The following is a 15,200-nucleotide window of genomic DNA, read 5'->3' on the forward strand; positions in this document are numbered from 1 at the left end:
GTCAGGCGGGTTCGCGAGCAAGGACTGGGCGTCCCCCTCGCTCCTACAATGCGCTGTAGGAGCAACTGTCTTTTCTCGGTGATTGACCGCTGGCACCTGTAGGGCGAATAACCCGGGACGGGTTATCCGCCAGGACGGCGGATAACGCCTTAGGCGTTATGCGCCCTACAGGGGATAGCGAGGCATGGAGCTGTTGTAGGAGCGGGCCATGCCCGCGATCCGGCCGGCAGGCCGGATGATTCGCCGGTGGGGCAGCGCGTCCTGCCCCTGCGCATCACACGCGGAAGTGGCTGACCAGCGTCTGCAACTGCCCACCCAGGCGGGCGAGTTCGACGCTGGAGGCGGCGACTTCTTCGTTGGCCGAGGCGGTCTGTTCGGAAACGTCGCGCACATTCACCACGCTGCGGCTGATTTCTTCGGCCACGGCGCTCTGCTCCTCGGCGGCGGTGGCGATCTGCTGGTTCATCGCCTGGATATTGGAGACGGTGCGGGTGATCTCGCCGAGGGATTCGCCGGCCTGGCGGCTCAGGGCGACGCTGCTGGCGGTGAGCTCGCGGCTGCCGAGCATGACGCTGGAAACCTGGCGGGTGCCGCTCTGCAGGCCGGCAACCAGGGCTTCGATTTCTTCGGTGGACTGCTGGGTGCGCTGGGCCAGGCCGCGCACTTCGTCGGCGACCACGGCGAATCCACGCCCGGCCTCGCCCGCGCGGGCGGCTTCGATGGCGGCGTTGAGGGCCAGCAGGTTGGTCTGCTCGGCCACCGACTTGATCACGTCCATGACCTTGCCGATCTTCTCGCTCTCCTGCTCCAGGCGCTGCATGGCCTCGGCGGAGCGTTCGACTTCCTCGGCCAGGCGCTCGATCTGCTCGACTGCCTTGTTCACCACACGGTCGCCGTCCTGGGCCTGGTGGTCGGCGGCGGAGGCGGCCTGGGAGGCCTGCTCGGCGTTGCGCGCGACTTCCTGCACGGTGGCGGACATCTCGTGCATGGCGGTGGCGACCTGGTCGGTCTCGACCTTCTGGGTGTTGGCGCCGGCGCTGGTCTGCTCGGTGACGGCGGAGAGTTCCTCGGCGGCGCTGGCGATCTGGGTGACGCCATCGCGGATGCCACCGATCAGCTCGCGCAGGCTCTGGCTCATACGCTGCATGCTCTGCTGCAGGCGGCCGAGTTCGTCGCGGCGGCTGACCTGGATGGTCTGCGACAGGTCGCCGGCGGCTATGCGGTCGACCACCGCCATGGTGTCGTGCAGCGGGCGGGTGATCTGGCGGGTGATGATCAGCGCGGCGATGCTGCCCAGCACCAGCGCGAGCAGGGTGACCAGGGTTTGCAGGCTGCGGGCCTTGGCGCTTTCGACGTCGCGGCGATCGAGCTGCAGTTGGTAGAGGTTTTCGCTGATCTTGACGATGTCCTGGCCCTGGGCGGTCATTTCCTTGCGCGCCTGGACGATCGCGGCCATGTTCTGGCGCAGCGTGGCGACGGCGTCGCGGTAGGTGCGCAGGGCGGTGCCGAGTTGCTGGACGTACTGCGCTTCGGCGACGCCGAGCACGCTTTCCAGGGCTGGCAGGCCGGCGATGCTTTCGTCGAGGCCGCGGGTCACTCCGTCACCGTTGCTGGTGAGGGCGGTGGCGAGGTAGTCGCGCACGTCGTAGCGGGCCTGCAGCAGGTCTTCGCGGGTGCCGGTGATGGCCTGGAAGCGGGTGGCGCGCTCTTCGTCGGCCGGGGCCTTGAGGATGTCCTGCTGGATCTGCGCGGTCAGCTCGTTGGCGCGGGCAGCGTTGTCCTGCAGGGTGCGGCGGGTGAGGCCGGCGCTCTGGTAGCCGGCGCGCATGGCGGCCAGGGATTTCTCGTAGTCACCGATGATGCCGCCGAGCTGGTCGAGCATGCGCACGTTCTCCGGGCTGACGAAGGACGCGCGCAGTTTCTGCTGCTGCGCCTTGAAGTCGGCCAGGGTGCTCATGACGTTGGCGGCTTCCTGCTCGGCGCCGTCGGCGATCATGTACTGCAGGCGCGTGATGCGCAGCTTGGTGAGGCGCGAGTTCAGCTCGGTGATGTCGCTCATCCAGTTGCTGCGGTCGATCAGCGAGCCCAGGCCGACCCAGCTGACGATGGCGAGGATGGCGGTGAAGGCGAGGACCAGGCCGAAGCCCAGGGCCAACTTGAGATTCACGCTCAGGTTGGAAATCCAGCTGTTCATTGACGATCTCCAGGAAAGGTTGTGTGAAGTCAGGCCGTTCGGAGATTGTTGTTATTGGGGGCCAGGGTGGCGAACCACGTCCCTGCACTATCGGCAGGCCGGGACGGAACCCGATGGTGGCGAGCGAAAAAAGTTATCCGCCGGCCGGCGCCGGGAGGCGGGTCGGGGTGCGGATGACGGGGGAAGGGAGACGGTGGACGGCCGCGCAATTCCCTTTTCGCTGGCGTATCAGGTGGCGCGGTCGCGCGGTTGCCTGGGGTGCAGGCAGCGACGGCATTGTACGGAATGGTGAGGCCATCGTCTGCCCGATGATGGCATCTGGATATGACGGTGATGCGTCAGCTTATTCATGAGGCCCCGCACGAGGCACCGCCTGGCGCCTCGTGCGGGGCTGGCCGTCAGGCCCTGGCGGCGTCCAGCGCCTGGGCCAGGTCGGCGAGGATGTCGTCGATGTGCTCGATGCCGATGGACAGGCGCACCATGTCGCGCGGCACGCCGGCTTTCTCCAGTTCCTCGTCGTTGAGCTGACGGTGGGTGGTGGAGGCCGGGTGGCAGGCCAGGGACTTGGCGTCGCCGATGTTCACCAGGCGCACCACGAGCTGGAGTGCGTCGATGAAGCGTGCGCCCGCTTCCTGCCCGCCCTTGATGCCGAACGAGAGGATCGACGCGGGTTTGCCGCCCATGTAACGCAGCGCCAGCTCCTGCTCGGGGTGGTCGGCGAGGCCGGCGTATTTCACCCAGCTGACTTGCGGGTGGTCCTGCAGGTACTGCGCGACTTTCACCGCGTTCTCGCAGTGGCGCTCCATGCGCAGGGCGAGGGTTTCCAGGCCCTGCAGGATGAGGAAGGCGTTGAACGGCGAGAGCGCGGCGCCGGTGTTGCGCAGTGGCACCACGCGGCAGCGGCCGATGAAGGCGGCGGGGCCGAAGGCTTCGGTGTAGGTGACGCCGTGATAGGACGCATCCGGCGTGTTGAGCAGCGGGAAGCGCGCCTTGTTCTCGGCCCAGGGGAATTTGCCGGAGTCGACGACGATGCCGCCGATGCTGGTGCCGTGTCCGCCGATGTACTTGGTCAGCGAGTGCACGACGATGTCCGCGCCGTGCTCGAACGGGCGGCAGAGGATCGGCGTGGCGACGGTGTTGTCGACGATCAGCGGCACGCCATGGCGGTGTGCGGCATCGGCCAGGGCCTGGAGATCGACGATGTTGCCCGCCGGGTTGCCGATGGATTCGCAGAACACCGCCTTGGTGCGTTCGTCGATCAGTGCTTCGAGGGCGGCGATGTCATCGTGCGGCGCAAAGCGGGTCTGGATGCCGAAGCGCGGCAGGGTGTGGGCGAACAGGTTGTAGGTGCCGCCATAGAGCTTGGCCACCGAGACGATGTTGTCGCCGGCTTCGGCGACGGTCTGGATGGCGTAGGTGATGGCGGCCATGCCGGAAGCCACGGCCAGAGCGGCGACGCCGCCTTCCAGTGCGGCCACGCGCTCCTCCAGCACCGCATTGGTGGGGTTCATGATGCGCGTGTAGATGTTGCCGGCGACCTTCAGGTCGAACAGGTCGGCACCGTGCTGGGTGTCGTCGAACGCGTAGGAGCTGGTCTGGTAGATCGGCACGGCCACGGCCTTGGTGGTCGGGTCGGGGCTGTAGCCGGCGTGGATGGCCAGGGTTTCCGGTTTCATTGTTCGAGCGTCCTTGTGGCAGAAAGCCCCGAGGATGCGAGCGGTGCCCGGCCCCGGTCAATGACCGGGAGCAATGCGGGGCGGGCGCCGCTAGATCGCTTTTCGCTGAGCTTATAACCGCCTCAGGACGAGCAACTGATCTCCAGGTGACGGCCCCAGTCCGGCGGGCGCCGGGTGAAGACTTCGGCGTCGGGCTGTTCTTCGAAGGGCTTGCTGAGCACTTCGTGCAGGCGGCGCACCACGCTGAAATCACCTTGCTCGGCGGCGCTGATGGCTTCCTGGGCGAGGTAGTTGCGCAGCACGTAGAGCGGGTTGGCCGCGTGCATGCGGGCACGGCGCTGGTCCTGGCTGCCGCCTTCGCGCTCGGTGCGGGCCTGATAGTCGGCGGCCCAGGCGTCGAAACCGGCGAGGTCGACGAAGTCTTCCCGCACCACGGCCAGCGCCTGCTCCGGTGCCTGATCGCCGAGGCGGCGGAAGAACAGCGAGTAGTCCACGGCGCCCTTCTGCATGGTCTGCAGCAGGCGCTGCACCCGCTCCAGGTCGCCCTCTTCGGCCGTGGTCAGGCCGAGGCGGCGGCGCATCAGGTCCAGGTAGCTGGCCTGGTAGAGCGGCAGGAACAGGTCCAGCGTGGCGCGCAGGTCGTCCACCTCGACGAAGGGCGTCAGCGCCTGGCCGAGGGCCGCGAGGTTCCAGTGGGTGATGGGCACCTGGTTGCTGAAGGAGTAGCGGCCGGTGTCGTCGGAGTGGTTGCAGATGTGGTTGGCGTCGAAGTCGTCGAGGAAGGCGTAGGGGCCGTAGTCGAAGGTGATGCCGAGGATCGACATGTTGTCGGTGTTCATCACCCCGTGGCAGAAGCCGTACGCCTGCCAGTAGGCAATCATCTCGGCGTTGCGCTCGACCACTTCGCGGAAGAATGCGAGGTAGGGCTTTTCGTCATCCAGGCACTGTGGGTAGTACGACTGCAGGACGAACTCGCCGAGGGTGCGCAGCTGGTCTTCCTGCTTGGTGTAGTAGAAGTATTCGAAGTGGCCGAAGCGCACGTGGCTGGGCGCCAGGCGCAGCAGCATGGCACCGGTTTCCTTCGACTCGCGCCACACCGTGGTGCTGGAGCCGATCACGCACAGTGCGCGGCTGCTGGGGATGCCCAGGGCGGCGAGGTATTCGCTGGCGAGGAATTCGCGGATCGACGAGCGCAGCACGGCGCGGCCATCGCCCATGCGCGAGTAGGGCGTCTGTCCGGCGCCCTTGAGGTGCAGGTCCCAGTGCTCGCCGGCCTCGTTCACCACTTCGCCCAGCAACAGGCCGCGGCCGTCGCCCAGCCGCGGGTTGTAGGAGCCGAACTGGTGCCCGGAATAGACCATCGCGCGCGGATCGGCTTCTTCCCAGAGCTTGTGCCCGGCGAAGATTTCCGCGAACAGCGGGCTTGCCGCCTCGCTCGGGTCGAGGTCGAGCAGGGCCATGGCGGCGGGGCTGGCGACGACCAGGCGCGGGTCGGCGATGGGATCGGGCAGGACCTGGGTGGAAAACACATCGCCCAGGCGGGCGAAGCGGTTATCGAAGGTCAGTTCGTCGAGCTTTTTCACGCGCATCTCCGGTACAAGTCCGAGCATTGTGCTCGGACTTGTCCGAAGGCGTCCACCCTCAGGCCTTGTCGCCGCCAGGCTTGTCGGTGCCCTGGGGGCCGCCGATCTTCACGGGTGCGGCAGCGGGTTGCTGCTGGCCGACGATGACCTGGGCTTCCTGGCCCTGGAAGTTCTTCAGGAACACGTCGACCTGGTTGAAGGCCATGTCGATGCCGGCTTCGCGGAAGGCCAGGGCGATGCGCGTGAGGGTCTCGTCCACCGCCGGGTTACGGTCGCCCAGTTCGCGGACGTGGAAGCGCAGCTCGTAGTCGAAGGTGCTGGCGCTGATCAGGGTGAAGTACACCACCGGCTCCGGGTCGCGCAGGATGCGGGTGTTGGCGTGGGCGGCGTCGAGCATGATCTTGCGCGCCAGCGGCAGGTCGCTCTCGTAGGCCAGGCCGATCTTGATGGTGACGCGCGTGACGGTATCGCTCAGCGACCAGTTCACCAGTTGGCCGGTGATGAAGGTCTGGTTGGGGACGATGATTTCCTTGCGGTCGAAGTCGGTGATGGTGGTGGCGCGGATGCGGATGCGGCTGACGGTGCCGGACAGCGTGCCGATGGTCACCACGTCGCCGATCCGCACCGGGCGCTCGAAAAGGATGATCAGGCCGGAGACGAAGTTGGAGAAGATCGCCTGCAGGCCGAAGCCGAGGCCGACCGACAGCGCGGCCACCAGCCATTGCAGCTTGTCCCAGCTCACCCCGAGGGTGGACAGCGCGCTGACGAAGCCGATGCCGCTGATGGTGTAGGACAGCAGGGTGGTGATGGCGTAGGCGCTGCCCTGGGCCAGGGTCAGGCGTTGCAGCACCAGCACTTCGAGCAGGCCGGGCAGGTTGCGCGCCAGGGCGACGGTCACGGCGGCGATGACCAGCGCCATGAGGAAGTCGCTCAGGCTGATCGGCGTTGTGGACGCTGCATCTCCGGTGCCGCTGGTGTACTGGTAGAGGGTCACGTTGTCGAGGTAGGAGACGACGCTGATCAGGTCGGCCCAGACCCAGTACAGGGTGACCACGAAGCCGATCAGCAGGCCCAGGCGGATCAGGCGCATGGACTGTTCGTTGATCTGCTCGATGCCCAGGGTCGGTTCTTCGACCACCTCGGTGCCCTCGATGCCTTCCTTGGGCGCGTTCTGGCGGTTCTTCAGGGCGCGCTGGTAGGCCAGGCGGCGGGCGGCAACGCCCATGCCGCGGACGAAGGTGGCTTCCACCACCATCCAGAACATCAGCAGGAACAGGGTATCGATCAGCCGGTCGGTGAGCTTGAGCGCGGTGTAGTAGTAACCGAAGCCCACGGCCAGGAACAGCGCTACCGGCAGGGCGGTGAAGCCCAGGCCGACAATCATCTTGATCATCGACGGGCGTTCGCTGGACGGGCTGTTGAACAGCAGCTGGGCGAGCAGCCAGGTCATTGCGCCGTAGCCGAACAGCACCACGGCAATGCCGATCACGTCATCGGCCAGCGAGGCCGGCGAGTGCTCGGCGACGGTGACCACGGCGACCAGCGACATCACCACCAGGCCCAGTCGGCGCATCAGCTTGCCGAGGAACTGCACCTGCGGCTGGCTCCAGTGGAAGTGCCGCTCGGCGATGCCGCCCGGGCGCAGGATGCGGTGCGCGGTGTAGAACACCAGCCAGACCTGCGCCATCTCCAGCAGCGCGCTGCCCAGGGTGGCGTTCTGTCCGCGGGCGTCGAGCAGCAGGGCGAGGCCGGCGATGGCCAGGGCCAGGGTGCCGGGCAGTGCCAGCAGCACGGCGAGCAGCAGGGCCAGTGGGGTGTGGGCCTGGCTGTCGCGCTTGAAGTGGCCGATATCGTCGTTCAGCGATTCCAGCTTGTCGTAGAGGAACTTGCGCTTCCACAGCAGGGCGGCAACCAGCAGGAGCAGCGGCAGGAACAGGAAGGGCCGGTCGATCAGGCCCTCGCCCAGCTCCTTGACGCCCGAGCCCCAGGGCACTTCGGCCAGTTGGTGGTGCAGCAGGGCCGGGGTCATCTTGAACCACGACAGGTCCAGCGGGCGGTTGCTGGGAATCCAGAACATCTGCTCGTCGAGGGTGGCGCGCAGGCTGCTGCTGGTTTCCTTGAGCTGCTTCTGGTTCAGCTGCAGGGTGATGGCTTCGTTGAGCAGCGCGTTCAGCTCGTGGTTGAGGCGCTCCATCAGTTCCAGGCGGGTGTCGACCAGCTCGGACAGGTCGTGGCGCAGCTGCGCGGTGACGCTTTCCTGGGATTGCTGGGCCAGCAGGTTGTCGATGTAGACCTGGGTGTTGTTGATCTCGTCGCGCTTCTGGTTCAGCTCGAACTGGTACAGGCGCAGGTCGGCGATCTCGTCGGCGAGGTCCTGGTCGGTCTTGATCACCGGCAGCGACTGCTTCTGCTGGTAGAGGATCTTCGACAGCAGCAGGCTGCCGCGCAGCACGTTGATCTGCTCGTCGAGGGCCTGCTCGCCCTGGGTCAGGTTGTCCAGCTGCTGCTTGGCTTCCAGGTTGCGTCGAGTCAGGGTGTTGAGGCGGTCGGTGGTGCGCAGCAGGTAGTCGGAGAGCTTGAGGTTGGCGGCGTTCTCGTGGCTCAGCAGGCTGTCGGTGCCAGCGGCCTGGTCGGCGTCCTTGGACAGCTCGGCGACGGTCTTCTCCGACTGCTCGCGGCGCTTGTCGCTGATCATCGCCTGCAGTTCGAGGGTTTCGCGCTCTTCGCGACCGATGCGTTCGGCCAGCAGGTCGCGCTGGCTGGAGGCGAGGTCGAGCAGCAGGTTGTTGCCGGCCAGTTGCTTGCGCAGCAGCAGGTTCTGCGCGGTCAGCGCGGCCTGCTCGGCGAGCAGCTCGTTGCGGCGTTCGTCGGTCAGGGGCTTGGCGCCTTCCTTGCCGGCCTTGAGGGCGGTGTTGATGTCCAGCAGGCGCGTCTGGTTCTTGCTCAGGTCGGCCTGGGCGCGCTCGGGGCGGGTCTGCGCGGTGAGGATCTCGCTCTTGGCGTCGATCATCTCCTTCTGCCAGGCGGCCAGCTGCGTGGATTGCTCGTTGAGGAGCATTTCCAGCTGGGTGGCGTTATAGCCGCCATAGCGCTGGGCGGCGGGCTTGTCGGCACTGCCCTTGAGGCGACTGAGGGCCTTCTGGTTCTCGCTGATCAGCTTGGGCGCATCGGCCAGGCGGCCGTTGAGCTCGCTGAGCTGCTTCTCGCTGTCTTCCTTGGCTGCCAGCAGCCTGAGGGTGTTCTCCAGGCTGGCCTTGACCGGCTTGGCTTCGGCATCGCTGAGCTTGCGGTCGGCCAGGCCGTCGAGGCTCTGCTGCACCTTCTCGGCGCTGGGGACGGTGGTATCGGCGGCCAGCGCGGGCAGGCCGGTGAGCGAGCTGCCCAGGAGGACAGCAGTCAGGAGAGTACGCAGCAGGAATGACATGGTCGCGTTCAGCGGCTCGTGCGAAAAAGTGGAGTGAGGGTAGTGCTGGCTGGCCGGCACCCGCAAGCGGGCGCCGGTGGGCGGTCAGAGGAAGAGTCCCGGACCGGGACGACCTTCGGGGAATTTGACCCCGACCTTGCGGATCTTGTTCCCGTCCAGGGCGGCCACGGTCCAGGTCAGGCCGTTCCACTCCACCTGGTCGCCGATGATCGCCTGGCCGCCGATTTCGTGGGCGATGAAGCGGCCCAGGTTCTGCTCGCCGTCGACGCCTTCGAGCTTCAGGCCGTAGAGCGAGGCCACGGCGGACAACTGGGCGTCGCCCTCGAGGACGAAGTCGCCGAAGAAGCGTGCGCTGAGGCCGCGATCCGGCGCCTGGCTGAACAGCTTGCCCAGCGGCGAGAGATCGTGCTCGTGGCCGATCACGCAGAGGATGTCGTCGGCTTCGAGGATGGTGCTGCCGGACGGGTGCAGCAGTTGGGTGCCACGGAACAGCGCGGCGATACGCGTGCCCTCGGGCATCTTCAGTTCGCGCAGGGCGGCGCCGATGCACCACTTTTCCTTGCTCAGGTGGTAGACGAACAGCTCCCACTCGCTGGTCGGGTGGACTTCCAGGCCGGCACGGGAGATCGGCGCCGGGTCCGGCGGCACCACCACGCGCAGCAGCTTGGCGGCCCAGGGCAGGCTGGTGCCCTGCACCAGCAGCGAAACCAGCACGATGAAGAAGGCCACGTTGAAGAACAGCTGGGCGTTGGGCAGGCCCGCCATCAGCGGGAACACCGCGAGGATGATCGGCACCGCGCCGCGCAGGCCGACCCAGGCGATGAAGGCCTTCTCGCGGCCATGGAAGGCGCGGAACGGGAACAGGCCGACCAGCACCGACAGCGGGCGGGCGAAGAGGATCATCCACAGCGCCAGGCCCAGGGCGGGCAGGGCGATCGGCCAGAGGTCGTGGGGTGTGACCAGCAGGCCCAGCACCAGGAACATGCCGATCTGCGCCAGCCATGCCATGCCGTCGAGCATGTGCATGATGCCGTGGCGCGATCGGATCGGCTGGTTGCCCAGCACCAGGCCGCACAGGTAGATGGCGAGGATGCCGCTGCCGTGCACCGCGTTGGCCAGGGCGAAGATCAGCAGGCCGCCGCTGATCGCCAGCAACGGGTAGAGGCCGTTGGCCAGGTGGATGCGGTTGATCACCTGCAGCAGCAGCCAGCCGCCGGCGAGGCCCAGCACCGAGCCGATGCCGAACTCGCGCAGGAAGTGCCAGAGGAAGCTCCAGGACAGGCCGCTTTCGCCGTGGGCGAGCATATCGATCAGGGTGACGGTGAGGAACACCGCCATGGGGTCGTTGCTGCCCGATTCGATTTCCAGGGTAGCGGTGACCCGCTCGTTCAGGCCCTTGCCGCCGAGCAGCGAGAACACCGCTGCGGCGTCGGTGGAGCCAACGATGGCGCCGATCAGCAGCCCTTCCATCCAGCTCAGCTTGAACAGCCAGGCGGCAGCGATGCCGGTCAACCCGGCGGTGATCAGCACCCCGGCGGTGGCCAGCGACAAGGCCGGCCAGAGTGCTACACGGAAGCTCGACACCCGCGTGCGCAAACCGCCGTCCAGCAGGATCACCGCCAGCGCCAGGTTGCCCACCAGGTAGGCCATGGGGTAGTTGGAGAAGCCGATGCCGCCGGGGCCGTCGGTGCCCGCGATCATGCCCACGGCGAGGAAGATGACCAGGATCGGGATGCCCAGGCGCGAGGAAAGCGAACTGACCAGGATACTCATGCCGATCAGCACAGCAGCGATCAGGAAATAGCTGTTGATGGCCACGGCATCCAAGGTGTCGACCTCCTGGGGAGTAGGGGAGTGGCGACGCTACTTGGGGATCAGGATGCAGGCCGCATGCCAATCGATTCTAACCTGCGGATTTACAAGGCTGTCAAAGGTTTGTTGAGGACCGTTCGGCGGCGCTTTCCGGCCACGCCCCGGCGGTGGCCCAGGTGGGTACCAGACTTGGTGAGGTAACTTGGGTGGGCGCCCAGGCGACGGCCTCGTCCAGGGGCAGCCGGACGGCATCGAGGCAGGCCTGGCGGTCGCGCTGCAAGGTGGTGCGAGCCCTGCGCATTTCGCCGGCGATGTTCGCCTCGCCGCCGATGGTGCGGACCTGCGTATGCCACAGATGGCGGGCCGAGCTGCCGGCGACGCCGCAACTGCCCAGCGGATCGTAGTAGGACGAGCCGAACTGGGCGTAGCCGGCGTTGACCAGGGCATTGAAGTAGCGGCTCTGCGCGGCGATCGACTTGCCGTCGCCGCCGCGCAGGACTTCGAGGCCATTGGACATGGCCTTGTCGATGCTCAGCAGATAGTCGTCGGCATGCTGCAAGGCTTCCGTGCTGGGCTCGGTGAAGATCGGCGCAGAATTCAGTGGGGACGCCAGGCTGCTTTGCGGGTCGCTCTGGGGCAGCGCATCGGCAGGGCCGGTATTGAACAGCGCGAGCACGCAGCCCAGCGCGGCAATGACGGCGATGAGCGGGAAAAGCTGCAGGCAGCGGCGTGAGGTGGTAGTGAGTAAGGAGGGATGCATGGCCAGGGTCGTGAAGGCGAAAAGTTGCGCGGGCGCCATTCAACGGCAATTGCCCCTGGCTTCGCTGTCGGCCTGGTCAGCTGTTGTTGTCGGAATCTTCGTTCAGTTCATTCGGCTTACATCCGCATCCCTGTCGAAACGGCACTTTTCCACAGGCATAAAAAAGCCCCGGACGTGACCGGGGCGAAAGGGACATGCCGGGGCCTAGAACCAGGCGTCCTGCATGGTGGAACAGGTATCGTCGCGGCCTTCGAGCAGCGCCAGGTCGTGGTGGCAGGACGGCACTTCCCAGGTCAGGAAGTAGCGCGCGGCCTGCAGCTTGCCGCGGTAGAAGTCAGTGTCCGACGCATCGCCACGCGCCAGCCCCTCCTCGGCGCGAATGGCCTGCTCCAGCCAGCGCCAGCCGATCACGGCGTGGCCGAAGACCTTCAGGTACAGCGCGGAGTTGGCCAGGCCCTGGGCCACGCGGCCCTGCATCAGGTCACCGAGCAGGCTCAGGGTGGTCGCGGACAGGCGCGCCATCAGTTGCTCCAGCGGCTCGCGCAGCTTGTCCAGCGACTGATACGCGCTGGCACGCTCGCAGCACTGGCTGATCAGGCGGGTCAGTTGCTTGAGGCCGGCGCCGTTGTTCTGCGCCAGCTTGCGGCCGAGCAGATCCAGCGACTGGATGCCGTGGGTGCCTTCGTGGATCGGGTTCAGGCGGTTGTCGCGGTAGTACTGCTCCACCGGGTATTCACGGGTGTAGCCGTGGCCGCCGAGGATCTGGATCGCCAGCTCGTTGGCCTTCAGGCAGAACTCCGAGGGCCAGGATTTGACGATCGGGGTGAGCAGGTCGAGCAGCTCGTGGGCCTGCTTGCGTTCTTCTTCGGTGGCCAGCGTCTCGCAGTCATCCACCAGGCGCGCGGCGTACAGGCCGAGGTCGAAGGCGCCTTCGACGTAGGCCTTCTGGGTCAGCAGCATGCGCCGCACGTCGGTGTGCTCGATGATCGACACCGGCGCGGAGGTCGGGTCCTTGGCGTCCACCGGGCGGCCCTGCGGGCGTTCGCGGGCGTACTCCAGGGAGTACAGGTAGCCGGCGTAGCCGAGCATGATGGCGCCCATGCCGACGCCGATGCGCGCCTCGTTCATCATCTGGAACATGTAGGCCAGGCCGTGGTGCGGCTTGCCGACCAGATAGCCGACGCACTCGCCCTTGTCACCGAAGTTCAGCGCGGTAGAGGTGGTCCCGCGCCAGCCCATCTTGTGGAACAGGCCAGCCAGGGTCACGTCGTTGCGCGCGCCGAGCGAGCCGTCTTCGTTGACCAGGAACTTGGGCACGATGAACAGGCTGATGCCCTTCACACCGGGCGGTGCGTCGGGCAGCTTGGCCAGCACCATGTGCACGATGTTGTCCGACAGCGGGTGGTCGCCGCCGGAGATGAAGATCTTGTTGCCCTTGATCCGGTAGCTGCCGTCGGCGACCGGTTCCGCGCGGGTGCGGATGTCGGCCAGGGACGAGCCGGCATGGGGCTCGGTCAGGGCCATGGTGCCGAACCAGCGGCCTTCGATCATCGGCTGCAGGAACAGGCGTTTCTGTTCTTCGCTGCCGAAGGTTTCGATCAGGTGGCTGGAGCCCATGCTCAGCATCGGGTAGGACGAGGTGGCGATGTTGGCCGACTGGAAGTGCGCGAAGCAGGCGCGCGCCAGCAGGTGCGGCAGCTGCATGCCACCCTGTTCGAAGCTGCGCGAGGCGTTCTGGAAACCGGCCTCGTTGAAGGCGTCCACCGCCGGCTTCACTTCCGGGATGAGCACCGCGCCGCCGTCGACGTACTGCGGTTCGTTCTCGTCGTTCTTGCGGTTGTGCGGGGCGAACAGCTCCTCGGCGATGCCGCGGGCGGTGCCCAGGGCGGCGTCGAAGGTCTCGCGGTTGTGCTCGGCGAAGCGTTCGCGTTGGGTCAGAGCCTCGGCGTCGAGCACTTCGTAGAGTTCGAAAGCGAGGTTGCGGGAGCTGAGCAGGGTCTCGGACATGGATCGACCTCCGTGGGAATCGGCGCAGTCTAGTCTGGTGAATGAAGCGCGCACAGAATCATCCATGAGCGTGATAAAGGGCTAAAACGCCCGGCCTCCCGGCGGGCCCCGGCGACGGCGGGCTCGCACCGCACCCGCCCCAGGACCTAAACTGCGCGCCTTGAGGAGTCCGCTATCCATGAACTACCGCCACGCCTACCACGCCGGTAACCACGCCGACGTGCTGAAACACATCGTCCTCGCCCGCATCTTCGCGCTGATGGCGCGCAAGGACACGCCGTTTGCCTACCTCGACAGCCATTCCGGCATCGGCCTCTACGACCTGCTGGGCGATGAAGCCAGCCGCACCGGCGAGTGGGAATCGGGCATCGGTCGCCTGGTCGAGCGCGATGACCTGCCGGAGCTGCTGGAGGATTACCTGGGCGTCGTGAGTGCGCTGAATCCCGACGGTGGCCTGGCGTTCTACCCCGGCTCGCCGGAGCTGGCGCGTCGCCTGACCCGCCCGCAGGATCGGGTGATGCTCAACGAATTGCACCCCGAAGACGGTCGCCTGCTCAAGGCCAACATGGCCGGCGAGCGCCGCATCTCGGTACACCAGGGCGACGGCTGGCTGCTGCCCCGTGCCTTCCTGCCCGTTTCCGAGAAGCGCGGCGTGCTGCTGATCGACCCGCCCTTCGAGCAGCCGGACGACCTGGAGCGCTGCGTGACCGCGCTCGACGAAGCCATCGGCCGCATGCGCCAGACCGTGGTTGCCATCTGGTACCCGATCAAGGACCGCCGCCAGCTCAAGCGTTTCTACCAGCGCCTGGAGAAAAGCTCGGCGCCGAAGATGCTGCGCGTGGAGCTGTGCGTGCATCCGGCCGAGACGGCTGATCGTTTGAACGGCTCCGGATTGGTGATCGTGAACCCGCCGTGGCCGCTGGACGAGGAGCTGCGCGGCCTGCTGCCGTGGTTGGCCGAGACACTGGCGCAGAGCGAAGGCAGCAGCCAGGTGGACTGGCTGATCGCCGAATGAAAAAAGCCCCGGCAGTGCCGGGGCTTTTTCGTGGTGTGGCCGGCGAAGCTTCACGCCGGCAGGCAGACGCCCGTGCCACCCAGGCCGCAGTAGCCGTTGGGGTTCTTCGCCAGGTACTGCTGGTGGTAGGCCTCGGCGTAGTAGAACGGCGGCACTTCGCGGATTTCCGTGGTGATCGCGCCGTAGCCCTTGGCGTCGAGTTCTTTCTGGAAGGCCGTGCGGCTGGCGTCGATGGCGGCTTTCTGCGCCTGGTCGAACCAGTAGATCACCGAGCGGTACTGGGTGCCGGTGTCGTTGCCCTGGCGCATGCCCTGGGTCGGATCGTGGGATTCCCAGAACACCTTCAGTAGCGCCTCGATGCTGGTTTCACGCGGGTCATACGCCACAAGCACCACTTCGCTGTGGCCGGTCAGGCCGGAGCAGACTTCGTCGTAGGTCGGGTTCGGCGTGAAGCCGCCGGCATAGCCCACCGCGGTGACCCAAACGCCTGGCTGCTGCCAGAAGCGCCGCTCGGCGCCCCAGAAGCAACCCAGGCCAACCACGATCTGCTGCACGCCGGCCGGGTAGGGCGCGGACAGCGGGCGGCCATTGACGTAATGCGCTTCGGGCACCGGCATCGGGCTTTCACGCCCCGGCAGGGCCTGGGCGGAGCTGGGCAGTTCCAGCTTGTGGGCAAGTATTTGCGAGCGCAGGGTCATGGCATTCGTCTCCTCTGAATAGGGGCGGCAA

The 15,200-nt window shown here is 66.7% G+C and carries 9 protein-coding genes; 1 reads left to right on the forward strand and 8 read right to left on the reverse strand.

All coding sequences use genetic code 11. The features are described from left to right. Window positions 1-274: 274 nt before the first annotated feature. The 7 genes from IB255_RS16955 to IB255_RS16985 form a co-directional block, all read right to left on the reverse strand. A complete protein-coding gene (locus IB255_RS16955) occupies window positions 275-2,194 on the reverse strand; it encodes a methyl-accepting chemotaxis protein (protein WP_192210589.1) in 1,920 nt (639 codons plus the stop codon). A 398-nt stretch (window positions 2,195-2,592) separates the two neighbouring features. After that, complete coding sequence (locus IB255_RS16960) at window positions 2,593-3,870, reverse strand: bifunctional O-acetylhomoserine aminocarboxypropyltransferase/cysteine synthase (RefSeq protein ID WP_081515457.1); 1,278 nt, start codon at window positions 3,868-3,870, stop codon at window positions 2,593-2,595. A 122-nt stretch (window positions 3,871-3,992) separates the two neighbouring features. Then, a complete protein-coding gene (gene selO / locus IB255_RS16965; protein WP_192210590.1) occupies window positions 3,993-5,453 on the reverse strand; it encodes a protein adenylyltransferase SelO in 1,461 nt (486 codons plus the stop codon). Window positions 5,454-5,511: 58 nt separating this feature from the next. Continuing rightward, window positions 5,512-8,877: a mechanosensitive channel MscK gene (mscK, locus tag IB255_RS16970; RefSeq protein WP_081515458.1), complete on the reverse strand. Its 3,366-nt coding sequence runs from the start codon at window positions 8,875-8,877 to the stop codon at window positions 5,512-5,514. Window positions 8,878-8,961: 84 nt separating this feature from the next. After that, window positions 8,962-10,704: a potassium/proton antiporter gene (locus tag IB255_RS16975; RefSeq protein WP_081515459.1), complete on the reverse strand. Its 1,743-nt coding sequence runs from the start codon at window positions 10,702-10,704 to the stop codon at window positions 8,962-8,964. Between the two features lie 100 nt (window positions 10,705-10,804). After that, window positions 10,805-11,488, reverse strand: a complete 684-nt coding sequence (locus IB255_RS16980; protein ID WP_192210591.1) for a hypothetical protein — start codon at window positions 11,486-11,488, stop codon at window positions 10,805-10,807. A gap of 165 nt (window positions 11,489-11,653) precedes the next feature. Next, the gene (locus IB255_RS16985) at window positions 11,654-13,456 is read right to left on the reverse strand and encodes an acyl-CoA dehydrogenase (protein WP_192210592.1); all 1,803 of its coding nucleotides are present in this window, start codon (window positions 13,454-13,456) and stop codon (window positions 11,654-11,656) included. 178 nt (window positions 13,457-13,634) lie between these two features. Here IB255_RS16985 and IB255_RS16990 point away from each other — a divergent pair, with 178 nt between their 5' ends. Next, a complete protein-coding gene (locus tag IB255_RS16990; RefSeq protein WP_192210593.1) occupies window positions 13,635-14,471 on the forward strand; it encodes a 23S rRNA (adenine(2030)-N(6))-methyltransferase RlmJ in 837 nt (278 codons plus the stop codon). A gap of 50 nt (window positions 14,472-14,521) precedes the next feature. On the opposite strand, the gene msrA is transcribed toward IB255_RS16990, so the two are convergent. Next, a complete protein-coding gene (msrA, locus tag IB255_RS16995; protein WP_081515464.1) occupies window positions 14,522-15,169 on the reverse strand; it encodes a peptide-methionine (S)-S-oxide reductase MsrA in 648 nt (215 codons plus the stop codon). Between the last annotated feature and the right edge of the window lie 31 nt (window positions 15,170-15,200).

The organism is Pseudomonas sp. PDM22 (assembly GCF_014851965.1).
Classification (GTDB): Bacteria; Pseudomonadota; Gammaproteobacteria; order Pseudomonadales; family Pseudomonadaceae; genus Pseudomonas.

Coding starts and splice junctions, on each gene's coding strand:
- IB255_RS16980 (WP_192210591.1), bottom strand. CDS start 11,488: ATGGCGCCCGCGCAACTTTTCGCCTTCACGACCCTGGCCATGCATCCC.
- IB255_RS16955 (WP_192210589.1), bottom strand. CDS start 2,194: ATGAACAGCTGGATTTCCAACCTGAGCGTGAATCTCAAGTTGGCCCTG.
- IB255_RS16985 (WP_192210592.1), bottom strand. CDS start 13,456: ATGTCCGAGACCCTGCTCAGCTCCCGCAACCTCGCTTTCGAACTCTAC.
- mscK (WP_081515458.1), bottom strand. CDS start 8,877: ATGTCATTCCTGCTGCGTACTCTCCTGACTGCTGTCCTCCTGGGCAGC.
- msrA (WP_081515464.1), bottom strand. CDS start 15,169: ATGACCCTGCGCTCGCAAATACTTGCCCACAAGCTGGAACTGCCCAGC.
- IB255_RS16990 (WP_192210593.1), top strand. CDS start 13,635: ATGAACTACCGCCACGCCTACCACGCCGGTAACCACGCCGACGTGCTG.
- IB255_RS16960 (WP_081515457.1), bottom strand. CDS start 3,870: ATGAAACCGGAAACCCTGGCCATCCACGCCGGCTACAGCCCCGACCCG.